Below are 24,094 nucleotides of genomic sequence, written 5' to 3'. Positions count from 1 at the left end.
TGCGTGTGGTGGTGGGCCCGGCCCGGAATGTCGGACTACCGTGTCGTCATGGGCGCGATGAGGACCGGTCGGACGCACGGGATTCTGAGCCGGGCGGCGGTCGTTGTCGCGGTCGTCGTCGTCGCGCTGATGATGTCGCCGGGTAGCGCATGCGCATGCACGTGCGTCCCCCGGGAGCCCGCCACGGTGGTCAAGGACTCATCGGCCCTGGTGTTCGGGACGCCGGTCTCGGTCTCCGAGGACGGCACGGCGCGGCGGTATCGCGTCGATGTCCGGCAGAGCTACAAGCAGCGTGTCCCGCAGACGATCACGGTGGTGACCTCGTCGAGTTCGGCCGCCTGCGGTGTCCCACTCGAGGTGGGCGAGGAGCGGCTGCTCGTCCTCGGCGGGTCGGCAGGCGGGTCGGCGCCATCGGAGGGGGAGTGGGGCGCCTCGCTCTGTGACAACACGACGAACCTGAGTCTGGGCGACGCCGCGCTCTATGCGGGACCGGCAATCGAGCCGTACGCCGACTCTGACGACCGCGAGCCACGGCCGATCGTGGTCGGGGTGTTCGTGGCGATCGCCGCCCTGGTGGCGGTGCCCGGCGCGATCATGTGGCGGCGGGTGCGGCAGCGGCGGGCCCATCCACAGTCGGACGACTGACGTCGGTCACAACGAAGAACGGACCCCGGCGACTCATAGTCGCGGGGTCCGTTCACCGAAAGTCGAGACGCTACGCGCTCCCGTCGAACAGGCTCGTCACCGAGCCGTTCTCGAAGACCTCGCGGATCGTCTGCGCGAGCAGCGGCGCGATGGACAGCACGGTGAGGTTCTCGAAGCGCTTGTCCTCGGGGATCGGCAGGGTGTCGGTCGCGATGACCTCTTTCGCCCCGCAGTTCGCCAGCCGCTCAGCGGCCGGATCGGAGAACACGCCGTGCGTCGTCGCGATGACGACATCACCGGCACCGGCGTCCTTGAGGACCTTGACCGCTCCGGCGATCGTGCCGCCGGTGTCGATCATGTCGTCGATCAGCACGCAGGTGCGTCCGTCGACGTCGCCGACCACCCGGTTGGACTTGACCTGGTTGGGCACCAGCGGGTCGCGTGTCTTGTGGATGAACGCCAGCGGCGCACCGTTCAACGCGTCCGCCCATTTCTCCGCGACGCGCACACGACCCGAGTCGGGCGAGACGACGGTGACGTTGTCGGTGCCGTAGTTGGACCGGACGTAGTCGGCGAGCTGGCCCTGCGCATGCATGTGGTCGACGGGACCGTCGAAGAAACCCTGGATCTGGTCGGTGTGCAGATCGACGGTGATGATGCGGTCGGCGCCGGCGGTCTTCATCAGGTCGGCGATCAGGCGGGCCGAGATCGGTTCACGCCCACGGTGTTTCTTGTCCTGACGGGCGTACGGGTAGAAGGGGAGGATCACGCTGATGCGCTTGGCCGATCCACGCTTGAGCGCGTCGATCATGATCAGCGACTCCATCACCCACTGATTCATCGGGTACGGGCAGCTCTGCAGCACGAAGGCGTCGGATCCACGGACCGACTCCTCGAAGCGTACGAAGATCTCACCGTTGGCGAAGTCGCGCGCCGTCTGCGGCGTCACCTTGATACCGAGCTCGTCGGCGACCGCTTGTGCGAGGTCGGGATGGGCGCGGCCAGAGAACAGCATCAGGTTCTTCTGGTTGTCCGTGGTCCAGGTCATGAAAACTCTTCTGCTCGATATGTGTGCGAATCAGTCGCCGGGCTGGCTGTCTGCCGGGCGGTCCGTGTGTTGGGCATCGAGGGCCGCGCGAGCGGCCTCGGTGTCCGGGCGCTTGCGCACCACCCAATTCTCGATATTCCGTTGTTGTCCGGCCGACACCGCAAGGGCGCCGGGCGGCACATCTTCCCGCAAAACCGTACCTGCTCCCGTGTAGGCGCCGTCGCCGACCTGCACGGGGGCGACAAACATGTTGTCAGACCCGGTACGGCAATGTGACCCGATCACCGTTTGGTGCTTCGCCACGCCGTCGTAATTGACGAACACGCTCGACGCACCGATGTTGCTGTGCTCGCCGATCGTCGCGTCTCCGACATAGGTCAGGTGGGGCACCTTGCTGCCCGCACCGATGTCGGCCTTCTTCGTCTCGACGAAGGTGCCGATCTTGCCGCGGGTGCCGAGTCGGGTGCCGGGACGGAGATAGGCGAACGGCCCGACCGTGGCGCCGGCGCCGATCTCCGACTCGCTGCCGTGCGTCCGGATCACCGATGCGCCCTCGCCGATGACGACGTCACGCAGTGTGGTGTCCGGGCCGACGACCGCGTCGTCGGCGATCACGGTGCGGCCCTGCAGCTGCGTCCCCGGTTCGACTCGGACGTCGATGCCGATCGTGACGTCGACGTCGATCCACGTGGAAGCGGGGTCGGTGACGGTGACGCCGTCGAGTTGGTGGCGACGCACGATTCGACGGTTCATCTCCGCCCCGAGGTCGGAGAGCTGGGCGCGGTCGTTGCAGCCGGCAACGAGGATCGGGTCGTCGACGGTGAAGGCGCGTACCGCGTCGCCATCCGCGCGGGCGATCTCGATCACGTCGGTGAGATAGTGCTCGCCCTGCGCGTTGTCGGTGGACAGTCGGGTCAGCGCCCGGCGCAGGGTGGTGACGTCGAAGGCGTATATCCCGGCGTTGACCTCGGTGATCGCACGTTGCTCGTCGGTCGCGTCCTTGTGCTCGACGATGGCCTGCACCAGGGAGTCGTTGGTCCGGATGATGCGTCCGTAGCCGGTCGGGTCGTCGGCGAGGAAGCTCGTCAGCGTGACCGCAGCCCTGGAGCCCGCGGTGTGGGTGGCCACCAGAGCCTCGAGCGTCGGGGCGTCGAGCAGCGGTACGTCGGCGGCGGTGATGACGACGGTCCCGGCGAAATCCGCGGGCAGCGTATCGAGACCCGCGCGCGCCGCGTCGCCGGTACCGAGCGGGGACTCCTGCACGGCGATGGTGACCCCGCGGCCCAGCTGTTCGGCGATCACGCTGATCGCGGCACCGACCTGCTCGCGTTCGTGGCCGACGACGGCGACGAGATGATCGGGATCGAGGCCGGCCGCACCGTGCAGGGCATGGCCCACCAGCGGGCGTCCGGCCAGGCTGTGCAGGATTTTCGGGGTCTTCGACTTCATCCGCGTACCGGCGCCGGCCGCGAGGACCATCACCGCGATGGCGGGCTTGGACGTCTCCGTCATGTGGCCCGATAGTACGCAGTCGGATGGTGTCCGATGCGCACACCCGCCGCCGGTGTACCGAGCAGATGATCGGCGCTGATAGAAACAGTAAAGCCAGCAGAGCTTCTGCACCGACCAACGGAGGTACATCCATGAGCAGTCAGAAAGTCGCCATCGTCACCGGCTCGGCGCGGGGCATCGGCGCCGCTGTCGCCAAGCGGCTGGCCGCCGACGGCCTCGCCGTCGCCGTCCTCGACCTCAACGCCGACAACTGCGCGGACACCGTCGCCGCGATCACCGCCGACGGCGGGAAGGCCATCGCGGTCGGCGCCGACGTCGCGGACGAGGCCTCGGTGACCGCGGCCGTCGCCAAGGTCGTCGACGAGCTCGGCCCGCCGACCGTCGTCGTCAACAACGCCGGCGTGCTGCGCGACAACCTGCTGTTCAAGATGTCCGTCGACGACTGGGACACCGTCCTGGCCGTCCACCTCCGTGGTGCGTTCAACGTCACCAAGGCCGCTCAGAAGCACATGGTCGACGCCGGGTGGGGACGCGTCGTCAACCTGTCGAGCACGTCGGCGCTGGGCAATCGCGGCCAGGCCAACTACTCCGCCGCCAAGGCCGGGATGCAGGGCTTCACCAAGACGCTCGCCATCGAGCTCGGCAAGTTCGGCGTCACCGCCAACGCGATCGCCCCGGGCTTCATCGAGACCGAGATGACCGCGGCCACCGCCGAACGCGTCGGCGTGCCCTTCGAGGATTTCAAGAAGGCTGCCGCCTCGCAGATCCCGGTCAACCGCACCGGCGTCCCCGAGGACATCGCCCACACCGCGTCGTTCTTCGTCAGCGAGGGTGCCGGATTCGTGTCCGGTCAGGTCGTCTACGTCGCCGGCGGCCCGAAGGACTAGATCGCTCCCGTTCACCCTTCTCGTTCTCGCTCATCCAGGCGGAGGAGCGGGAACGGGGATGGTGAGCGGGAAGGTGGCACGTCCTGCGCAGGGTGCCTGTGGCACAATCGTCTGCGCAGTATTCCCCCATGGTGTAATCGGCAACACTTCTGATTTTGGTTCAGGCATTCCAGGTTCGAGTCCTGGTGGGGGAGCGCAACCCTGGGATTCCCACGGCGGCCCTGTCCTCGCCCGATCCGATGTCGGAGGCACTCACCGCATCGCGGCCACCAGCGTGGCAGCCGACGTGAGGATGTCGATCGCGGGTTCGACCGAGACCGTCGGGTCGACGGCCCGCCGGACGCCCAGTCCGATCCCGGTGCTCAGGACGAGGTCTGCGAGCTCTCGCGAGGTGGGGATGTCCGCCCCGATCTGTTCGGCGGCACGCGACAGCAGATCGCCGAGCACCTGATCCAGCAGTCCGGCGATCGTCTCGCTGACCTCGGTGCGCAACTCGACGATGTTGTCGCGGACGGTCGGGTTGTTACGCGACAGAACCGCGTAATCGAACTCCAGCATCGTCCATCCACATCCCCGAGGGTGCGTCGGAGCCAGTCGGCGAGATCGTCGACGAACTGCGCGATGTCAGTTGATTCCGCTTCCGGTGTGAGAGCGGCGACTTCGCGCATCTTCTCCCGGTGAATGTCCTCCAGTACCGCCCGACACAGGGTGGGTTTGTCCTTGAAGTTCGAGTAGACCGCACCCTTCGAGTAGCCGGCGGCCTCGGCGATGGCGTCGAGGCTGGTGGCCCCGTCCCCGCGTCGGGGATCCTCGTCGATGTCGTCACCAAGCCGACCTGGCGTCGGCGCGCCGTCCAGCGGTATGCGCGGTTGTCGCTGCGTGCCCAGGTCATCGATCGCGAACTGCGCGACAAACTCACGCCAGATTACCAACCCCTGTGCACGCGTCAGGTCCTGTCCGGGACGTACTACCGCGCACTCTCGGCGGACAATGCGGAACTCGTCACCGAGCCGATCGAGCGGATTGATCACGGTGACATCAGTCACCGCGGGCGGCCATCACCATGACGTGGACGTGATTGTCCTCGCGACCGGCCTCCGTGCGCACGACTACATGCGTCCGATGCGGGTCGTCGGACGTGGCGGGGTGACGCTCGACGACGTCTGGCGCGACAGTCCGCGGGCCTACCGGATGACGGCGATCCCGGGTTTCCCGAATCTGTTCACGGTCCTCGGACCGAACTCGCCCACCGGACCGATCTCCCTGCAATACTCGGCATCGGTGACGGCCACCTACATCATCGCTTGGCTCACCAGGTTCCGCGCGGGAGAGGTGGATCGGATAGAGGTCACCGACGAGGCGACCGACGAGTTCAACGCACAGGTCGACGATGCGATGGAACCGACAGTGTGGAACACCGGCTGCAACTCCTGGTATCAGACCGGGACGGGTATCGACCTCTGGCCGTTCGACCGCCGGACGATGGAGTCGATGCTCGCCGGCCCGGACGATCGCCATGTCACCCTACGAGGGTAACCACGCGGGCCCTCTCGGACCACGAGGTGTCACTACGCTCACGCGGTCCGTCGGCGAGGCGCATGATCCGAGTCGACCCGCGTGACCTGAACCGGCCCACATGCCCACCGTCGTCACACCGCGAGTGTGGAATCCCGCCGTGCGCGCTGCACCACCGGGTCCGGGTACGGCACCGCGGCCACCAGTTGCTCGGTGTACGGATCCTCGGGGGCGGTGAGAACGGATCGCGCCGTTCCGCTCTCGACGATCCTCCCGTCGCGCAGCACCACCACCCGGTCGGCCACGTGTTCGACGACGGCGAGGTCGTGGCTGATGAAGATCGCGGCGAACCCGAACTCGCGCTGGAGATGCTGGAAGAGATCGAGGACCCGCGCCTGTACGGAGACATCGAGCGCGCTGGTCGGTTCGTCGGCGATCAGCAGGTGCGGATCCGCCGACAGCGCCCGCGCGAGTGCGACCCGCTGGCGCTGACCGCCCGACAGCTCGTGGGGCAGTCGCGTCGCGAACGAGCGTGGCAGCTGTACCGCCGACAACAGCTCGGTCACCCGGGCGGCGCGGTCTTGTCGAGATCCGATGTCCTGGATCTCCAGCGGCTCGCGGATCGATTCGGCCACGGTGAACCGTGGGTCGAGCGATGCGGTCGGGTCCTGCGGGACGAAGGCGACCCGACGGCGGAGCGTGCGCAGTCGCGCCTTCGAGATCGCCGCGATGTCGTCGCCCTCGAGGAGGATGCGGCCCTCCTGAAGAGGGATCAGCCCGCCGACCGCACGTCCGAGAGTGGTCTTGCCCGAACCGGATTCGCCGACCACACCGAGCACCTCGCCCGGATCGACGTGCAGCGAGACGCCGGTGAGCGCGGTGTGCGGCTTCGCCCCGAACCGGCCGGGGTGGCGTACCGTGATCGACTCGACGGCGACCACCGGCTGGGCGGATTCGCCGTCCTCGGCGGGCGCGTTGTCGTCGCCGTGGTCATCGGCCTCCGGCAGGCGCGGGACGGCCGCCAGTAGCTGGCGTGTGTACGGCTGCTGCGGTCGGGCGAAGATCTCGTAGACGTCCCCGGACTCCACGACCTCACCGAGCTGGACGACGACGACCCGGTCCGCGATGTCGGCGACGACACCGAGATTGTGTGTGATCAGCAGGATTCCGGCGTCGGTCCGATCGCGCAGCCGCACGAGCAGATCGAGGATCTCGCGCTGCACCGACACGTCGAGGGCCGTCGTCGGCTCGTCGGCGAGGAGCAGCACGGGATCGTTCGCCAGCGCCAGTGCGATCACCACCCGTTGCTTCTGACCACCGGACAGTTGATGGGGGTAGTAGTCGACGCGCTGCCCGGGATCGGGGATCTCGACGAGCGCGAGCAGTTCGACGGCTCGTTCGCGGGCCAGCGCTCGTGACACCCTGCCGTGGGATCGCAGTGCCTGGCGCAGTTGCCATCCGACGGTCTGGACCGGGTTGAGTGCGGTCTGCGGCTCCTGGAAGATCATCGCCACCCGATCGCCACGGATCGTGTTCAGCAGGCGTTCCGGCTGATTCAGGACCTCGACGCCGTCGACGCGCACCGAGCCGGTGGCCCGTGCCGTCTCCGGCAGCAGGCCGATGGCGGCACGCGCGGTCACGCTCTTGCCGGAGCCGGATTCACCGACGAGCGCGAGGATCTCGCCGCGCTCGACCTTCAGGCTGATGCCGCCCACCGCCGGCCGCGGATAGTCGAAGTCGACATGCAGGTCGTCGACGACGAGTGCCGGTGTGGTGTCCTGTGCGGTGGGCGTACTCATCGTCCGATCCTCCGATCGTGCGAAATGGATTGGGCGATCAGGTAGAAGCCGAGGACGAGCGCCGACACGACGATCAACGGGCCGGCGGAGAACCAGGGATTCGTCTCCAGGTAGCCGTTGCCGGTGGCCAGGATGGATCCCAGCGACGGAGTCGGTGCGACGACGCCGACGCCCAGATAGCTCAGCGCACCCTCGATGAACACCGCGAGCGACAACGACAAGGCGAACTGGACGGCGAGTGCCTCGAGTGAGTTGGGCAGGACGTGACGCAGGAGCACCCGGGCTGTCGAGGCGCCACTGACTCGCGCGGCCTCCACATACGGCATCTCGCGGACGCGAAGAACCGATGTGCGGGTGAGCCTGCCGAAGATGGGGATCTCCGCCAGCGCGATGACGGTGCCGACCGTGAACGCTCCCGGGCCGAGCACCGCGGTGAGTGTGATCCCGAGGATCAGTGCGGGGAATGCGAGGATCACGTCGAACACCCGCTGCGCCACGACATCGCTGATCGGGCTCGACACGGTCACCAGGCCGGCGAGGATGCCGATACCCGCGCCGACCGGCACGGCGACGAAGATGATCAGCAGATCGATGCGGATGCCGTACAGCACGCGGGTGAGCAGATCACGGTTGACGTCGTCGGTGCCGAACCAGTGCTCGAAGCTCGGCGACAGCAGGTACGCGCCGTCGATCTGCTGATCCGGCCCGAACTGGGTGAGCAGGGGACCGAAGAGTCCGAGAAGGATCACCGTGCCGACGAGGGCGAGGCCGACCAGACCGGAGCCGTGGAACAGGCTGCGCCACAGTGGTGTCTGCGTGCTCCGTACCTCGCGGTCGTCGGGACTCTCCGGGAGTAGGCCGGGCGCGATGTCGGGGTCGAGCGGGCCGGACGCCGACGAATCGGTCGTGGTGAGCCCGGTTGTGCTGTATGTCAAGATCATTCACCTGCCAGCCGGATGCGGGGATCGAGCCAGGCGTGCGCGATGTCGGCGATGAGCTGGATGAGGACGAACACCGCCACCGACAGCAGCACGAGCACCTGGACCAGCGGATAGTCGCGCGTGAAGATGCCCTCTTCGGTCAGCAGGCCGAGTCCCGGCCAGCCGAAGATCGACTCCACCAGCACCGCACCGCCGAGAAGTGCTCCGACGGTCAGGCCGAGCGCCGTCAGCGTAGGTGGAAGGGCATTGCGCAGTGCATGTTTGAGAACGAGGTCGGTGTGCGAGACACCCAGGGAACGCGCCGTCACCACATACGGTTGTCGCAACTCCGTGCGAATCGACTCGGTGAGGAAGCGCGCGAGCATCGCACCCGCGGGCAACCCCAGCGTGAGCGCGGGCAGGATCAGGTACTGCGCGCTGATCTGCAGGCTGTCGGTGAATCCGTCCGGTGGTGTCCCGCCCGCCGGGAGCCACCGAAGGCGGACACCGAACACGAGGATCAGCACCGTCCCGACGACGAAGGTCGGCAGGGCGATTGCGGCGGCATTGACGCCGGTGAGCGCTGCGTTCAGGTACTTGTTGTCGTAGATGGTCGCGGCCAGGCTGAGCGTGAAGGCCAACGCGATCGCGATGATCAACGCGGTGATCGTCAGGATCAGCGTGTTCGTGAGTCCGTAACCGATCAGGCCCGAGATGCTGCCGCCGACCTGGTAACTCTGCCCGAGATCGAGTGTCAGCACGCCACCGATCCAGGTGAGGTACTGCGCGAGGAAGCTGCGGTCGAGACCCAGATCGTGGCGGATCGCCGCGAGTTCCTGGGGAGACGCGTCGGGGCCGGCGAGTGCGGCCTCGGGTCCACCGGGAATCAGACGCAGTATCGAGAAGATGAGCAACGAGGCGACAACCAGCACGACGATGGCGGTCGGGAGCCGACGTATCAGGTATCCGAGCATGTCTACTGCTTCCCTGCGGTGGTCAGATATGTGTTCGCGAGGTGGAGTTGATTGCGGCGATCCCAGTCGACGTTGCCGACCGAACCTGCGGTCGCGGCCTTGGTCAGCACGACCCCGATCCCGACCAGGAAGAGGTCGTTCAGCCAGATGTCGTCGAGTCGCCGGTAGGCGTCGAGCGCTGCCGGCGAAGTGCCGTCGGGCGTGGTCCAGGCGTCATCAGCCGCGGCGGCGTAGGCCGGGTTGACGTAGTTCGAGGAGTTCTTCGCCGCGTTGAACGGATAGGCGGACACCGCCAGCGTCGACGGGGTGAACTGCGCGAAACCGTGCTGGAGGAGCCAGAGGCCGGAGAACTTTCCTCCGATCAGTTTCGATGCCTGCTGCGTCTGGTCGTTCGGCACGAGATCGACCGCGATCCCGACGTCCTTGAGGTTCGACTGCACGATCTCGGCGATCACGCGGTCGACGCCCTGCGTCGAGAAGTCCAGTGCCAGTCGCGGAATCGGGCCGACCTGCGCGAGAAGTGCACGCGCCTTGGGGAGATCGCGGGTGTAGGTGTCGTTGGCGGCCGACTGGTGGGCCGGCGACCACCGGGGCCACGGCAGGTTCACCGTGTAGCCGCTGCCGCGGTACACGTCCGAGATGATGCGTTTGCGGTCGACGGCGTAGGCGATGGCCCGGCGTACCCGGACGTCGGCCAGTACGGGATTCTGTACGTTGATGCCGACGTACTGCTGCTCCTCGCCGCCGGTGAACGTGACTTCCTTGAACCCGTACCGGGACGTGATCAGCTGCTGATCGTGGTAGCTCAGCCCGTCCGCGACGTCGAGCTGTCCGGTGCGCAGTCGGGTGGCGAGGGATTGGTCATCCTTCACCACGACGAACCGGATCGCATCCAGCGGCGGCGCGCCATCCCAGTAGTGCTCGTTGCGGACAAGGCGGACAGACGAATTGGGTTGCCACGACGCGAACCGGAACGGTCCTGTTCCGTTGAAACGCTTGCCGGCCTTGAGGTCGGCGAGGCTGTTCTGGTCGACGATCGGTGCCGAGTCGAGAAGATCGAAGATGTTGCTCAGCGGATGCGCGAAACCCAACACGATGCGATGCGGATCGGTGGTGTCGAACGTGGTGATGGCAGCCGCCGTGCGCTTGAACTGCGGCGTCCACGGTCCACCGAGGTATGCCTTGATCGAGTTCTCCACATCCGACGACACGAACGGCCGCCCGTCGTGGAACGTGACGTCGCGACGCAGATCCAGGGTCAGCGACCGGCCGTCCGGGGCGAGTTGCCAGGCGGTGGCCAGTGCAGGCCGCACGGTCAGGGAGTCGCGTGAATAGCGGATCACGGTGTCGAAGGCGTTGGCGACGACCTGTCCGTTGAGTGTTCCGGTCCCGATCTGCAGGAATGTCTTCGGGGAGAGGTCGTTGAGGACGCCGACGCGGAGTTCGCCGCCGCGGGGCGCGGGCTCACCGGGCGCCAGGGACCGCACGGCCGAGTTCTGCTGTCGGGAGACCGCGGACTGGCAGCCGGCGGTCGCGACCACGGAGAGGATCGCGACGATGAGCGCGCAGCTCACCCGGATACCTCGATGTCGGAGCATGCTTGATGACGTTTCTGTGAGGTCTGCGAGATGTGGTGGTCGCAGAGGAGATCTGGGCTGTCGAAAGGGCCCACCGACAGGCAGGACCGCCGCTCATTGTGGCCGCTGCAGCATGCCGGACGCCCTGTTCGATTTCGTGCGGATGGAACCCTTGACACCCGAACGACGGTGCGGCACCGTGCCTCCTGCCCGCGTCGCCGATCGCGGACGACGACGATGAGGAGGACGGGCCACGATGGTCGAACGGACGACCCCGACGATTCCCGCGGATGCACGGGGTTACGAGGGATTCGGTGGGGTGATCGGCCGGACGACGTCGCAGTCGGAACCGTGGTGGCCGGATGAGCGGCGGGCACCCGAGGGCGCGCCGAACATCGTCGTCGTCCTGATCGACGACATGGGCTACTCCGACATCGGCCCGTTCGGCGCGGAGATCGATACCCCCAATATCGATCGATTGGCGCGCAACGGCTTCCGTCTGAGCAACTACCATACGACGCCGGTCTGCTCGCCGGCCCGCGCGGCGTTGCTGACCGGCCTCAACCCGCACCGCGCAGGCTATGGGAGCGTGGCCAACTCGGACCCCGGATTCCCTGGTCTCCGTCTCGAACTCGCCGACGATGTCCTCACCTTGCCGGAGATCCTTCGCGAAAGCGGGTACGCGACCTACGCGGTGGGCAAGTGGCACCTTGTTCGGGACGCGAACATGGGGCCGGGGCGCACCCGCGAATCATGGCCGGTGCAGCGTGGTTTCGACAGCTACTACGGTTCTCTCGAAGGGCTCAACTCGTTCTTCTACCCCAATCAACTCATCGCCGACAATTCGGTCGTCGACGTCGACGAGTATCCGGAGGACTACTACGTCACCGACGATCTCACCGATCGCGCGATCCGCCAGATCAAATCCCTGCGTGCCCAGGACAAGACGAAGCCGTTCTTCCTGTACTTCGCGCACATCGCGATGCACGGACCGCACCAGGTCAAGGATGCCGACCTCGCCAAGTACCGCGATCGGTACGCCGAGGGGTGGGATGTCATCCGGCAGCGCCGATTCGACCGGCAGAAGGCCGACGGGCTGTTCGATCCCGACACCCCGATCGCGCCGCGGAACACCGAACCGGGATACGACGCACCCCCGTGGGACGACCTCGGTCCCGACGAGCAGCGGCGGTATCAGCGCTACCAGGAGGTCTACGCGGCGATGGTCGACAGCGTCGACCAGAGCGTCGGGCGAGTGATGGACACCCTCACCGAGCTCGGCGAGCTCGACAACACGATCATCGTGTTCACCTCGGACAACGGCGGCACCGCCGAGGGCGGTCCGGTCGGAACCCGCTCGTACTTCAGCCAATTCGTGCACGGACCGGTGCCGCCGGACTGGGAGCGCGACGTCCCGCACGACGAGGAGCTGATCGGTTCGCCGGAGCTCGGGGTGCACTACCCGCGAGGGTGGGGTCAGGCGTCCAACACGCCGTTCCGCTTCTACAAGGGCCAGACCTTCGCCGGTGGCGTCCGAGTCCCGTTCGTCCTCTCCTGGCCGCGCGGACTGCGCCGGGCAGACGATGACAACGGTGTCCGTCGACAGTTCTCCTACGTCACCGACGTCGTCCCGACACTGCTGGATCTGGCCGGCGTCGACACCCCCGACCGGCGCCGGGGACGAGTGGCCCAGGAACGCGACGGGGTCAGCGCCGCCGACTTCCTGCGTGACCGGCACGCCGAGTCGCGGCACACCGAGCAGTACGCGGAGTTCGGTGGCCATCGCGGGTTCTATCGGGACGGCTGGAAACTGGTGTCACTGCACACCGACCCGTCGGCCGTCGACAACCCGGTCTGGCAGTTGTTCGACGTCACCGTCGACCCGGCCGAGACGCGTGATCTCGCGGCCGACCATCCGGAGAAGGTGGCCGAGCTCGCGCAGGCGTGGGACGACGCCGCCTGGCGCAACACGGTGTTCCCGCTCTTCGATTCGGTTCCGGCGCAGATCCGTCGCCGACCGGACGAAGAGCGCCTCACCGACCCCGTGCGTATCCTCGCCGGGACACCAACGCTCGAGCGGTACCGGTCCAGCCGACTGATCGCATACCGCGACTTCGAGATCGACATCGAACTGGTGGACTGGACCGCGCAGGACGAGGGTGTCGTCGTCGCCCACGGGGATCAGCAGGGCGGTTACCTGCTGTACGTCGAATCGGGTTCTGCCCACCTCGTGTTCAACAGTTACGGCCGACGACGAAGCGCCTCCGGCCCGATCCCGCCGGGCGCCACGGGGCTTGTCGTGCGTGCTGTCGCGACGCCGAATGTCCGGTGGGACTTCACCGTCGAGGCCGTGGCCGACGGCCAGTCGTCGATCATCGCCAAACTCGACGACCAGTTCCAGCTCGTCGGGATGGCCCCCTGGACCGGAATCTCGGTAGGACTCGACGCCCGCGGTCCGGTGGATTCCGAACTGCGACGGCGCCGTGGTGTCTTCGCCTTCGGCTCCGCGTTGCGAGCGGTCACGTATCACCCCGGCACTGTGCGGGTGCCCGCCGACGTGCGCCGCCAGATCGACGATGCGGCCGAGAACTCGGCGGACTGATCCGCGACTTCCGATCACGGTGATTGTGGACTCGCTAACGTCCCTGACCGGGTGATCTGATGAAAATGTCTGTCGTGAAACGACATTGGTGAGAACGACCGCGGTGACAATGACACCGGTCAGAGAGGATGAGAGAGATGACGCTGGCGCAGATCGATGACAGGACCGAACGGGAGCGGGCCGCCCAGGAGATCTACCGGGATGCCGGGATCACCGTCCAGAAGCTCGGGGAGCACATCGGGGCGCGGATCGGACAGGTCCGGCTCGGCGGTGACCTTGCGCCTGAACAGGTGGAGGCGATCCGTCTGGCGCTGGCGATCAACAAGACCATCGCGTTCACCGGACAGGATCACCTCGACGACGACAGCCAGTACGCCTTCGCCCAGCTGCTGGGCGACCCGACCGCCCCGCATCCGACCGTCACCTCGCGCGGCAGCCAGTTGCTGACGATCGAGGGAGCCGCCAACAGCTGGCACTCCGATGTCACCTTCGTCGACCGGATTCCGAAGGCGTCGATCCTGCGTGCGGTCACCCTGCCGAGCTATGGCGGCGCGACCACGTGGGCGTCGACGGTCGCGGCCTACGAGCAGCTGCCCAAGCCTCTGCGTGCACTCACCGAGGAGCTGTGGGCCACCCACACCAATCTCTACGACTATGTCAGTCAGTCCGAGCCGACCGGCGGGGTCGACGTCAGCCGCAAGGCCGATCATTACAAGGAGTTCACCAGCAGCGAGTACCAGACGTTGCACCCGGTCGTGCGCGTGCACCCGGAGACGGGGGAACGCAGCCTGCTCCTCGGTCATTTCGCCAAGGAGTTCCGTGGGCTCAAGAGCTCCGAGTTCGCCGACCTCTACCAGTTGCTGCAGGCGCGCATCATCAAGTTGGAGAACACCTTCCGCTGGAACTGGAGCCTCGGTGACGTGGTGATCTGGGACAACCGCGCGACCCAGCACTACGGTATCGCCGACTACGGCAACCAGACTCGCGAGCTGCATCGAATCACGCTGGCCGGCGATGTCCCGGTCGATGTGAACGGCCAGTCCAGCCAGGTGCTGCAGGGCGACGCCTCGCACTACTCGGTGGTCGAGGAGCCCTCACGCCTCTCGGTGTTCGCGGCCTGACCCGTCGAGCGCCCTGGTACTCGGGCACCGAAAGTCTCGCGATCGCGGATCCTCGCCGTGCTAGCGTTACCCCACCGTGACTGTCGGGCACTGAGTCCGCAGCGATCTCGAGGGGGAGCTATGCGGACAAGGGTTGCTGTGGCGGCGCTGCTCTCGGCGCTCGCCGTCGGAGCTGCGCCCGCCGTGACCGCGCAGGCGACGACCCCGATGGTGCGGTCGGGCATGGCGATCGAGGTCGAGGACACGATCGTGACGAGCGCACGATGCACCCTCGGTGCCGCGCTGTCACGGACGAAAGCGATCACCGCGGGGCACTGCGGAGATGTAGGGCAGGCCGTGTTCGATCCCACCGGCGTCCGCATCGGCACGATCAGCGCCAACCGGATCACGCGACGCCTCGACATCGCCGTGATACGGCTGGCACCACGCAGCCGCGTCGTCGTCGACACAGTCAACTGGACGTCCGGCTTCTGGCAGGGCCAGCAGGTCACCAAGCGAGGCGTCACCACCGGATTCGGGCGCGGGGTCATCACCGATCCACGACCGACGGTCCGTACCGCACAGGGTTTCTCGTTCGCGCCACCGTTCCTGATCCAGCAGGCCACCGTCTCCGTCCGGTCGACCCTGGTCTCGGAGTCCGGGGACAGCGGGGCCGGAGTGCGCGATGCCGGCGGCCGGGTGGTCGGCATACTCTCGGCCGGCAGTGGGAGTGACACCCTCGTCGCGCCGGTCTCGGCTCTCCCGGCGAATCTGCGCTGACGGCGCCCTGACAACAAGAAGAACCACGACGACGGTGGCCGCCGCCCCTGTTGGGAGCGACGGCCACCGTCGTCATGTCGGCCGATCGTCGGAGCGCATGACTCAGTGAGCCATCGCCGGTGCGTCTTCGGGGGCGGTCGGCAGCTTGCCGCTGCGGACCATGAGCCCGGCGATGACACCACCCACGGCGAACACCGCTGCCGCGACCCAGAACGCGGTCGTGTACGAATGCACGGCGGCCAGCTGTGTCAGCTGGGTCGGGTTGACCACGTGCGAGGCGTGCTCGGTCAGGTATCCCGTGGCCGAGCTGGCGGCGATGGTGCTCAGCAACGCGGTGCCCACGGAACCGCCCACCTGCTGCATCGTGTTCACGGTCGCCGATGCGACGCCCGCGTCGTCGGACGAGACACCCGACACGGCACCCTGCATGGCCGGTGCCATCGAGGCGCCGAGCCCGAGACCCATGATGATCAGCGCGGGCAGGATGTCCGTCGCGTACGAGCTCGTCTCGGTGATCTGGGTCAGGTAGACCATGCCGCCTGCCGCGATCAGCATGCCGGCGCTCATCAGCCACCGCGGGCCGAACCGCGGCAGCAGTACACCGGTCGACGTTGTGGCGGTGACGATCAGCGCGCCGATCATCGGCAGGAACGCGAGGCCGGTGCGGATGGGGCTGAACCCGAGGTTCTGCTGCAGGTAGTAGGTCAGGAACAGGAAGATGCCGAACATGCCGATGCCGGCGATGAAGACGACCAGGTAGGAGCCCCCACGGGTGCGGTCGAGCACCACGCGCAGCGGCAGCAGTGCATGATCGGTCCGCGACTGCAGCCAGACGAATCCGGCGAGCAACACCGCACCTGCGATGAGCCAGGTGATCGTCGCCCAGTCACCCCAGCCGTTGGTCTCCGCGTTGGAGAATCCGTAGACGACGGAGAACAGGGCCAGCGAGACGGTGACGACACCGGGGATGTCCAGACGCGGCCGATGCTCGGCCTTGTGCGATCCGACGAACAGCACGGCACCGACGAGGGCAATGGCTGCGATGACGAGATTCACGTACAGGCACCAGCGCCACTCCGCCCACTCGGTGAGCATGCCGCCGAGTAGCAGACCGAGTGCACCGCCGCCGCCGGCGATCGCACCGAAGATGCCGAACGCGCGGCCGCGCTCCGACGGATCGGTGAACGTGGTGGTCAGCAAAGACAGCGCGGCAGGTGCGAGGAGTGCGCCGAAGACGCCCTGCCCGGCACGTGCAGCGACCAGCATCTCGAAGTTGACGGCCGCGCCACCGACTGCGGACATCACGGCGAAACCGACCAGGCCGATGACCAGGGTGACCTTGCGGCCCCACAGATCGGAGAGTCGCCCGCCGAGCAGCAGCAGGCTGCCGAAGGCCAGGGCATAGGCAGTGACGATCCACTGTCGGTCCGCGTTGTCGAAGCCGAGGGACGCCTGGGCGTGCGGTAGTGCGATGTTCACGATGGTCGCGTCCAGGACGACCATCAACTGGGCCAGCGCCAGCACGCCCAGAACGACCCAGCGCAAACGGTGATGCCGTTCCTGCTCGGATTCCTTCTCGGCGACCGGTGCGTCGGCCGTATCGTACGTGGTACTCATTCGGGCCTCCGTCTGATGCGGAGGTATCTCCTCCGCTTACTGCGTGACAACGGCCGTGAACCGGAGATGATTCCTCCGGTTATAGAATGTGACCATGCACACGTCGTCGAACCCGAAAGTCGAACCCGACGGGATCGAGCCCAGAGAGGTCGAACCCCGTCAGCTGCGGGCGGATGCCGAGCGCAACCGCCTGCGGATCATCGAGGCCGCCCGCGACCTGTTCGCCGAGCGTGGCCTCGAGGTGTCCATGGACGAGGTGGCCGAACGTGCAGGGGTCGGCGTCGGCACGGTCTACCGGCGGTTCGCGAACCGTGACGACCTGATCACCGGCATCTTCGCCGAGCACCTCAAGGAGGTCGTGGCGCATGCGAACGACGCCCTCGACGACCCCGATCCATGGGCGGCGGTGGTGGATCTGCTGACGTGGTTCTGCAGTGTGCTCGCCGCGGACCGTGGGTTGGCGGCCATCATCATGCGCATCGACCATTCGCACCCGGACATCGAGTCGACGAAGGCGCAGCTGACCCGGCACATGGAGGAGATCTTCGACCGGGCGATGGCAGCCGGTGTGCTGCGATCCGACGTCTCGAGCACTGACTTCTTCGGCATCTTCACGATGATCTCGTCGTTCGCCGACCTCACCGAAGCGACGGTCCCGGGAGCATGGCGGCGCTACGTGGAACTCTTCCTGCGCGGCATCCATGCTGAGCCGGACGCCGCCGCGATACCCACGCCACCGCTCAGCGAGGAGCAGATCCGGGCGATCCAGCAGCGGCGTATGGACCGCGACTGACCCCGCCGATCGTGCCCTGGATTCCGCTGACCGGGTTCAGAATCGCGCCGATCGGGTCTGATTCCGGCTTTGCGGTCAGGTGATGAGGCCCTCGCTCTTGAGCCAGTTGTAGGCGACGTCGGACGGATCCTCGCCCTCGATGTCGACCTGACCGTTGAGTTCCTGCATGACCTCGTCGGTGAGCCGCTCGGAGAGCGTGTCCATCAGCGGCTGGATCTGCGGGTACTGATCCAGGGTCTCCTTGCGCACCACGACGGTCCCGCTGTAGGGCAGGAAGTACTTCTTGTCGTCCTCGAGAACGGTCAGCTCGAGGTTCTTGATGCGTCCGTCGGTGGTGTAGACCATGCCGAAGTTGCACGGCGCGCTGTTGGCCGTGGACGTGTAGACGACGCCGGAGTCCATCTGGGTCACGTTGCCGGCCGGGACGCCGTTCGGTGTGTTGTACGGAATGCCGTAGGTCTTCAGCATCGGTAGCATTCCGTCGGGGCGACTGAAGAACTCGTCGTTGATGCAGAACGTGCGTTCGTCGACAGGCAGCTTCGCGATGTCCGACATCGTCTTCACGTTGAGGCGCTTGGCTGTCGGACCCGACACCGCGAACGCGTAGGTGTCGTTGAAGTTCGCAGGCGGCAGCCATACGAGATTGTTCTGCTCGATCTCGGCGTCGTGCACCTTCTGCCACAGTTCCTGCGGGTCGGGGATGACCTCGGTCTCGTGCAGGTAGGTCACCCACGCCGTTCCGGTGTACTCCCACAACAGGTCCGCGTCGCCGTTGAGTTGGGCCTGCCGGGACGACGCCGACCCCGGTGCGTTGGTGAGGTCGACGACGTCGGCGCCGGCCGCCGCAAGGTAGGTGGCCGCGATCTTGCCGAGCAAGACGCTCTCGGTGAAGTTCTTCGATGTCACGGCGATCTTGGCGCCCTGCAACGGTTTCTGTCCATCGGGCAATGAGGCGACTGTGAAGGTGCCGGACGAACTCACCAGGCCGCAGCCGGCCAGGAGCAGGACCCCGGACGCCATCAGCATCAATGTCGTCCGGAGGGGTCTACATCGTCGGGCTGGGCGGTTCATGAGAGTCCTCAGGGTTGTGACGAGTTCGATGATCACGGTCAGCAAGCCGACCAAGACCATCGCGACACAAGCAGTTTCGGCAGGCAGAGCGTGACACCGGTGGTTCTCAGTGTGCCACGCGCGAAGCGCCGCTGAAGGTACTCTGCGTAGGCTGTGCCGACGGACGGAGATCCGACTGTGGCGGCCTTACCGAGATCGAGCGATCGTTTACTCGATCAATCCCTCGCTCTTGAGCCAGTCGTAGGCGACTGTCGACGGATCTTCGCCGTCGATGTCGACTTTCCCGTTCAGGTCCTGCATGATCTGATCGGTCAGGCGATTCGAGATGTTGGCGATGAGTCCGGGCAGTTGTGGATAGCGGCGGTAGATCTCGCCGCGAACGACGACGGTGCCGCTGTAGGGCAGGAAGAACTTCTTGTCGTCGTCGAGCACGACGAGGTCGAGGTTCTTGATCCGGCCGTCCGTGGTGTAGACCATGCCGAAGTTGCACGGTGAGCTCTTCGCGGTCGCCGTGTACACGACGCCCGCGTCCATTCGGGTGACATTCCCGGAGGGGACGCCGTTGGGCGTGTTGTACGGGATGCCGTACTTATCGAGCATGGGTACGAAACCGTCTGAGCGGCTGAAGAACTCGTCGTCAACGCAGAAGGTGCGATCCTGAACGGGTAGCCGGGCGACGTCGGACAGACTGCGCACATTCAGGCGTTTCGCCGTCGGACTCGACGCGGCGAACGCGTAAGTGTCGTTGAAGTTCGCCGGCGGCAACCATTCGAGGTCGTATTCCTGCTTCTCGATGTCGTGGACTTTCTGCCAGAGCTCCTGCGGGTCGGAGATCGTCTCGGTCTCGTTGTGATAATTGACCCATCCGGTTCCGGTGTACTCCCAGACCAGATCCGCATCGCCATTCAATTGCGCCTGGCGCGACGACGCCGAACCGGGTGCGCCGGTCAGATCGGTGATGTCCGCACCTGCTGCCGCCAGATATGTCGCGGTGATCTTGCCGAGGATGACTCCCTCTGTGAAACTCTTGGACGTCACCGTCAGCTTCGCTCCCTCGAGAGGCTTGGAGCCGTCGGGGAGACTGGCCGCGTCGAACGTGCCCGATGAACTGACGAGGCCGCATCCGGCGATCGTAAGAACCGATGCCACGAACGTGACAAGCACACCTGCCACGCGCTTCATGCCACACCTCGCGGGGTCGCGAACAATTCGACCAGCCGACCGAGCCAATCGATGATCAGGGCGAGCAGGCCGACGAGGATGGCACCGGAGATGAGTAGTTTGGGCAGGAACAGCGTCACGCCCGTGGTGATCAACGTACCCAGGCTGGTGGCGCCGATGAACGTGCTCAACGTCGCGGTTCCGACGAGGATCACGAGGGCAGTGCGAACGCCGTTGAGGATCACCGGTACGGCCAAGGGCAATTCGACCTGGACCAGGGTTCGAAGCCCGGAGTACCCGATCCCGCGCGACGCCTCGATCGTGCGTTGATCCACTTGTCGCAGACCAACGATGGTGTTCTGGAGGATCGGCAGGATCGCATAGACCACGAGGCCGATGACGGCCGTTGTGAATCCCGTACCGAGCCAGAAGGTGAACAGGACGAGGAGACCGACTGCGGGAGCGGCTTGTCCGATGTTCGCGATGTTCACCGCGATGGGGTTCAGCCACCGCATCGAGGGGCGGGTCAGCAGTATGCCGAGCGGGATCGCGACGACGACCACGATGACGGTTGCGGTGAGCGTCAGTTTGATGTGATCGAAGATGGTGGTACGGAGGTTGTCCCAGCCGAGGGCGGCCTGCTCGGTTTCGGTGAACGTCGTCGACTGATACCAGACGATGTAGCCGACACCGAGCACGACGATGAGGAGTGGCTCGAACCATACGTCCATCGGGAGTCGGCGGAGTCGCGTGATCACCGGGGAGCCGTACCTTCGTCATCGTCCGCGGCCACGATCACCGGGGTCTCTCCAGTGTGTGTGCCCTCGGCATGGCTCTCGTAGCCGTGCTCCACTGCGTCTTCTCGTGCCTCGGCGAGTTGTGTCCGAATGACCTCCATGACCGATTTGATCGTCAGCGATCCGACGACCGCTCCACGTGCGTCGGTGATCAGCGCACCACCCTGGCTGGCGGCCAGCATGGTGTCGAGAGCGTCGTTGAGGGTCGAGGACCGGGCCACCACGGGGATTCGCCGGTCGATGTAGTCGGAGACCTGCGGCTTGGAGTTCAATTCGTCGATCGATGGCCATGAGCGTGGGTGGCCTTCGTTGTCGACCACGACAACCCAGGAGTGGCCTGCGGCTCGGGCGCGACCGATGACATCTCCGGCCGGCTCACCAACCGTCGCGGTCGTCACCGATTCGTGCTCCACATCCCTTACGCGGGTGAGGGTCAGATGAGCGAGTGTGGCGCCTGAGCCCACGAACTCCTCGACGAAAGGCGTTGCCGGGTTGGCCAGGATCTCCTCTGGTGCGGCGTACTGCTCGACGTGCCCGCCCTCGGAGAGGATCAACACCTTGTCGCCGAGCTTCGTCGCCTCCTCGAAGTCGTGCGTGACGATGACGATGGTCTTGGCGAGTTCGTGCTGGATCGCGATCAGACTGTCCTGCAATCGAACTCGGGTGATCGGATCGACTGCACTGAAAGGCTCGTCCATCAGTAGGACGGGCGGGTCGGCGGCTAGGGCACGAGCGACGCCGACGCGCTGTTGCTGACCGCCCGACATGTCCTTGGGGAGGCGGTCGGCGAATGTCGCTGCGTCGAGTCCGACGAGGTCGAGCAGGTACTCGGTGCGTTCGGCGATTCGCTTCCTGTCCCATCCGAGGACGCGGGGGATGGCGCCGATGTTTTTCGCCACCGACCAGTGCGGGAACAACCCGCCCGACTGGATGACGTAGCCGATCGACTGGCGAAGTTTGTCGGGATCCTCTTTGGTCGCATCGTTGCCGCCGATGAAGATGTGGCCTTCGCTGGGCTCGATGAGCCTGTTGATCATCTTCAAGGTGGTCGTCTTGCCGCATCCGGAAGGACCCACAAACGCGACGATGTCACCCGCCTCTATGTCGAGATCCAGGCGCTCGACGGCCGGCTTGGTCTGTCCGCGATAGCGTTTCACCACGCCGTCGAGGCGAATCGGCGCTCCGGTGACGGTGCGCTGCGAGATCTGGTCGGTGGCCGAATGCGTCATGACAATCCTTTGGAGATGGTGAAACGTCCGAGGAGAACCAGGAGTCCGTCGAATACCAGGGCGATCGCCACGATGAGTATCGTTCCGGTCAGGGCCATCTCGAGGGCGTTGGCGCCGCCGAGTCGGGAAAGTCCGTTGAAGATGAGGGACCCCAGGCCGGGCCCGAGAACGTAGGCGACGATCGCCGCCACGCCGACGATCATCTGCGTGGAGACCCTGATGCCGGTCAGGATGACGGGCCACGCGATCGGAAGTTCCACAGACAGCAGAATCCGCCAGCGCGACAGCCCGATTCCGCGTGCCGATTCGATCACCGAATCGGGAACCGACCGCAGTCCGACGATGGCGTTTCCGATCACTGGCATGGTCGCGAAGAATGCGAGCATGATGAACGACGGAACCACTCCGAGCCCGAAAGGCACGATCAGGAGTGCCAGCAGGGCCAACGAGGGAATCGTCAGCGCGACTCGGCTGCTGGTCAAAGTGAGCGCCGAGAAAAACGGAAGGCGGTAGACAGCGACTGCGACGATGACCGCGACGATTGTGCCCACGAGCACCGTCTGGAAGGCCAAGGACGCGTGCTGGTAGGTCAGGAACGTCAGGTTCGACGCGTGACCCTGAACGTAGTCCCACAACTGCACGAGATCTCCCCTCGCTCTCAGTGCTCCCTTGACTGATACCGCTGAGCGGAATCAGGGCCCCGAACCGTAATCACCTTATCGAGATGGCGTTCAGACGTTGTCATATTCGTCGTCAAAGTCGTGGGCAAACGTAGTCGAGTTGTCTCAGATTAGTGTGTGAGCTGGCTTTTCGTGCTCGTCGGACCGTGGCTCGGACTTTTCGTCGCGATGAGTCAAATCAGTTTGTCGAAGCACCTCTCAAGCGTCCGGGTGGTAATGCGCCAGCCGTCGTCGGTGAGAATCCACGTGTCGGAATACCAGAGCCCCAACAGGAACGTCGAGTTGTCCGGCGTCTGCATCGGATTCAGACAGAGCGAGCGCGTGGTGGCTGCATCGCCGTCGACCCGGATGTCATGATTGCCCACGAGGTGGCAGTAGGCCGAGAAGGCCGGGAGCACCTGCGCGAGCCACGCTTTCACCTCCGCAAGATCGCCGACTATGCCGCCGGTGGCGCTGTAGTCGATGCGCGCGTCGGCGGTGAACACCCGGTCGAGATCCTCGAACTGTTGCGAATCCACGGCGGTCGAGTACTCGGTCAGGATCTGTTGGATCTCGAGACGTGCCGAGATCTCCTCGATGGTCAGCATCTCTACTGATTACCGCAGTCGGGCCGTCGTGGATAGGGTTGTCCCATGGCAGTGAGCCGCCCGACCGACAAGTCCGGCGAGGTGCAGCGCGCACCTCGTGCCCGGATGACCGGCGCTCAGCGGCGCCTGCAGCTCATCGAGGTGGCCCGGGGGCTTTTCGCCGAGCGCGGATTCGAGGGCACCTCGATCGAGGAGATCGCCCAGCGCGCCGGTGTCTCCAAACCGATCGTCTACGAACACTTCGGTGGCAAGGAAGGCCTGTACGCGGTCGTCGTCGACCGCGAGATGGAGACCTTGCTGGAGATGGTCACGTCGTCGCTCACGAAGAACCGCTCGCTGTACCGGATTCAGCAGGTGGCCCTCGCCCTCCTCACCTACATGGAGGAGCGGACCGACGGCTTCCGCATCCTCGTCCGCGGAGACCGGACCGACGCGAGCGAGACGGCCACGTACTCCAGCCTGCTCAACGATGCGATCAGTCAGGTCGAACACATTCTGGCCGGTGACTTCGAGCGCCGCGGCTTCGACCCGACGCTGGCTCCGCTGTACGCGCAGGCGCTCGTCGGGATGGTGTCGGTGACCGCCCAGTGGTGGCTCGACGTCCGGGAGCCGTCGAAGGAGGTGGTCGCTGCGCACCTGGTGAACCTCTGCTGGAACGGGCTCACCCGCCTCGACCCGAGCCCGGAACTCGTCGGCCCGGACTACGTGGAGTCGCGGGAGCGGTCTATCGTCGACGACACGGAAACCGTTCTGTAGCAAGCGGTTCGCAGGTGCCGGCGACTTGTCCGGCTGCCGCCACG

General features: G+C 65.9%; 21 protein-coding genes, 1 tRNA gene and 1 pseudogene. 9 read left to right on the top strand and 14 right to left on the bottom strand.

From position 1 onward, the window contains the following. The first annotated feature begins 48 nt into the window (after window positions 1-48). Window positions 49-645 carry a hypothetical protein gene (locus tag QSJ19_RS09030; RefSeq protein ID WP_286319791.1) on the top strand — a complete coding sequence of 199 codons (597 nt, stop codon included), beginning with the start codon at window positions 49-51 and terminating at the stop codon, window positions 643-645. Between the two features lie 70 nt (window positions 646-715). On the opposite strand, the gene QSJ19_RS09025 is transcribed toward QSJ19_RS09030, so the two are convergent. Continuing rightward, on the bottom strand, window positions 716-1,693 hold the full coding sequence (locus QSJ19_RS09025; protein WP_187585292.1) for a ribose-phosphate diphosphokinase: 978 nt from the start codon (window positions 1,691-1,693) through the stop codon (window positions 716-718). A gap of 30 nt (window positions 1,694-1,723) precedes the next feature. Then, window positions 1,724-3,205: a bifunctional UDP-N-acetylglucosamine diphosphorylase/glucosamine-1-phosphate N-acetyltransferase GlmU gene (gene glmU, locus QSJ19_RS09020; RefSeq protein WP_286319789.1), complete on the bottom strand. Its 1,482-nt coding sequence runs from the start codon at window positions 3,203-3,205 to the stop codon at window positions 1,724-1,726. Window positions 3,206-3,336: 131 nt separating this feature from the next. On the opposite strand from glmU, the gene QSJ19_RS09015 reads away from it, so the two are divergent. Both QSJ19_RS09015 and QSJ19_RS09010 read left to right on the top strand, forming a co-directional pair. After that, window positions 3,337-4,092: an SDR family oxidoreductase gene (locus QSJ19_RS09015; protein ID WP_286319787.1), complete on the top strand. Its 756-nt coding sequence runs from the start codon at window positions 3,337-3,339 to the stop codon at window positions 4,090-4,092. A gap of 122 nt (window positions 4,093-4,214) precedes the next feature. After that, window positions 4,215-4,286: transfer RNA gene (locus QSJ19_RS09010), tRNA-Gln, on the top strand. Between the two features lie 58 nt (window positions 4,287-4,344). On the opposite strand, the gene QSJ19_RS09005 is transcribed toward QSJ19_RS09010, so the two are convergent. Then, complete coding sequence (locus QSJ19_RS09005; protein WP_286319786.1) at window positions 4,345-4,650, bottom strand: hypothetical protein; 306 nt, start codon at window positions 4,648-4,650, stop codon at window positions 4,345-4,347. A gap of 242 nt (window positions 4,651-4,892) precedes the next feature. On the opposite strand from QSJ19_RS09005, the pseudogene QSJ19_RS09000 reads away from it, so the two are divergent. Then, window positions 4,893-5,628 (top strand): annotated as a pseudogene (locus QSJ19_RS09000) (flavin-containing monooxygenase); the annotation flags it as partial. A gap of 113 nt (window positions 5,629-5,741) precedes the next feature. Here QSJ19_RS09000 and QSJ19_RS08995 read toward each other — a convergent pair. From QSJ19_RS08995 to QSJ19_RS08980, 4 genes are read right to left on the bottom strand one after another with little or no spacing between them, the layout of a single operon-like run. Continuing rightward, window positions 5,742-7,406 (bottom strand): dipeptide ABC transporter ATP-binding protein, encoded by a 1,665-nt coding sequence (locus QSJ19_RS08995; protein WP_286319785.1) that lies wholly within the window; start codon window positions 7,404-7,406, stop codon window positions 5,742-5,744. After that, entirely contained in the window at window positions 7,403-8,347 is a 945-nt protein-coding gene (locus QSJ19_RS08990) for an ABC transporter permease (protein ID WP_286319783.1), read from the bottom strand. The genes QSJ19_RS08995 and QSJ19_RS08990 overlap by 4 nt, the downstream gene beginning before the upstream one ends. Then, window positions 8,344-9,300, bottom strand: a complete 957-nt coding sequence (locus QSJ19_RS08985) for an ABC transporter permease (protein WP_286319781.1) — start codon at window positions 9,298-9,300, stop codon at window positions 8,344-8,346. Before QSJ19_RS08985 ends, QSJ19_RS08990 begins: the two co-directional genes overlap by 4 nt. Before the next feature lie 2 nt (window positions 9,301-9,302). Next, on the bottom strand, window positions 9,303-10,898 hold the full coding sequence (locus QSJ19_RS08980) for an ABC transporter substrate-binding protein (RefSeq protein ID WP_286319779.1): 1,596 nt from the start codon (window positions 10,896-10,898) through the stop codon (window positions 9,303-9,305). 235 nt (window positions 10,899-11,133) lie between these two features. On the opposite strand from QSJ19_RS08980, the gene QSJ19_RS08975 reads away from it, so the two are divergent. The 3 genes from QSJ19_RS08975 to QSJ19_RS08965 all read left to right on the top strand — a co-directional run bounded on the left by QSJ19_RS08975 (window position 11,134) and on the right by QSJ19_RS08965 (window position 15,359). Beyond that, entirely contained in the window at window positions 11,134-13,479 is a 2,346-nt protein-coding gene (locus tag QSJ19_RS08975; RefSeq protein WP_286319777.1) for a sulfatase family protein, read from the top strand. Between the two features lie 137 nt (window positions 13,480-13,616). Continuing rightward, window positions 13,617-14,600, top strand: a complete 984-nt coding sequence (locus QSJ19_RS08970; protein WP_286319775.1) for a TauD/TfdA dioxygenase family protein — start codon at window positions 13,617-13,619, stop codon at window positions 14,598-14,600. 138 nt (window positions 14,601-14,738) lie between these two features. Continuing rightward, window positions 14,739-15,359 carry a chymotrypsin family serine protease gene (locus QSJ19_RS08965; protein ID WP_353507131.1) on the top strand — a complete coding sequence of 207 codons (621 nt, stop codon included), beginning with the start codon at window positions 14,739-14,741 and terminating at the stop codon, window positions 15,357-15,359. A 102-nt stretch (window positions 15,360-15,461) separates the two neighbouring features. Here the strand turns inward: QSJ19_RS08965 and QSJ19_RS08960 are convergent, their stop codons facing one another. Continuing rightward, the gene (locus QSJ19_RS08960; protein ID WP_286319771.1) at window positions 15,462-16,976 is read right to left on the bottom strand and encodes a DHA2 family efflux MFS transporter permease subunit; all 1,515 of its coding nucleotides are present in this window, start codon (window positions 16,974-16,976) and stop codon (window positions 15,462-15,464) included. A 94-nt stretch (window positions 16,977-17,070) separates the two neighbouring features. Here QSJ19_RS08960 and QSJ19_RS08955 point away from each other — a divergent pair, with 94 nt between their 5' ends. Beyond that, on the top strand, window positions 17,071-17,769 hold the full coding sequence (locus QSJ19_RS08955) for a TetR/AcrR family transcriptional regulator (protein WP_286319770.1): 699 nt from the start codon (window positions 17,071-17,073) through the stop codon (window positions 17,767-17,769). A 75-nt stretch (window positions 17,770-17,844) separates the two neighbouring features. Here QSJ19_RS08955 and QSJ19_RS08950 read toward each other — a convergent pair whose 3' ends face one another. The 6 genes from QSJ19_RS08950 to QSJ19_RS08925 all read right to left on the bottom strand — a co-directional run bounded on the left by QSJ19_RS08950 (window position 17,845) and on the right by QSJ19_RS08925 (window position 23,294). After that, the gene (locus QSJ19_RS08950) at window positions 17,845-18,795 is read right to left on the bottom strand and encodes a glycine betaine ABC transporter substrate-binding protein (RefSeq protein ID WP_502876126.1); all 951 of its coding nucleotides are present in this window, start codon (window positions 18,793-18,795) and stop codon (window positions 17,845-17,847) included. 252 nt (window positions 18,796-19,047) lie between these two features. Beyond that, complete coding sequence (locus QSJ19_RS08945) at window positions 19,048-20,022, bottom strand: glycine betaine ABC transporter substrate-binding protein (RefSeq protein WP_286319766.1); 975 nt, start codon at window positions 20,020-20,022, stop codon at window positions 19,048-19,050. Beyond that, a complete protein-coding gene (locus QSJ19_RS08940) occupies window positions 20,019-20,756 on the bottom strand; it encodes an ABC transporter permease (protein ID WP_286320016.1) in 738 nt (245 codons plus the stop codon). Before QSJ19_RS08940 ends, QSJ19_RS08945 begins: the two co-directional genes overlap by 4 nt. Continuing rightward, window positions 20,756-22,027, bottom strand: coding sequence for an ABC transporter ATP-binding protein (locus QSJ19_RS08935; RefSeq protein ID WP_286319764.1), 1,272 nt, complete (start codon window positions 22,025-22,027; stop codon window positions 20,756-20,758). Before QSJ19_RS08935 ends, QSJ19_RS08940 begins: the two co-directional genes overlap by 1 nt. Further along, entirely contained in the window at window positions 22,024-22,668 is a 645-nt protein-coding gene (locus QSJ19_RS08930; protein ID WP_286319763.1) for an ABC transporter permease, read from the bottom strand. Before QSJ19_RS08930 ends, QSJ19_RS08935 begins: the two co-directional genes overlap by 4 nt. Window positions 22,669-22,880: 212 nt before the next feature. Beyond that, window positions 22,881-23,294: a nuclear transport factor 2 family protein gene (locus QSJ19_RS08925; protein ID WP_286319761.1), complete on the bottom strand. Its 414-nt coding sequence runs from the start codon at window positions 23,292-23,294 to the stop codon at window positions 22,881-22,883. Window positions 23,295-23,339: 45 nt separating this feature from the next. On the opposite strand from QSJ19_RS08925, the gene QSJ19_RS08920 reads away from it, so the two are divergent. After that, a complete protein-coding gene (locus QSJ19_RS08920) occupies window positions 23,340-24,050 on the top strand; it encodes a TetR/AcrR family transcriptional regulator (RefSeq protein WP_286319746.1) in 711 nt (236 codons plus the stop codon). Window positions 24,051-24,094: the final 44 nt, after the last annotated feature.

Source organism: Gordonia sp. ABSL11-1 (assembly GCF_030315685.1).
Lineage (GTDB): Bacteria > Actinomycetota > Actinomycetes > Mycobacteriales > Mycobacteriaceae > Gordonia.
This window is presented reverse-complemented; position numbering and strand designations above follow the sequence as displayed.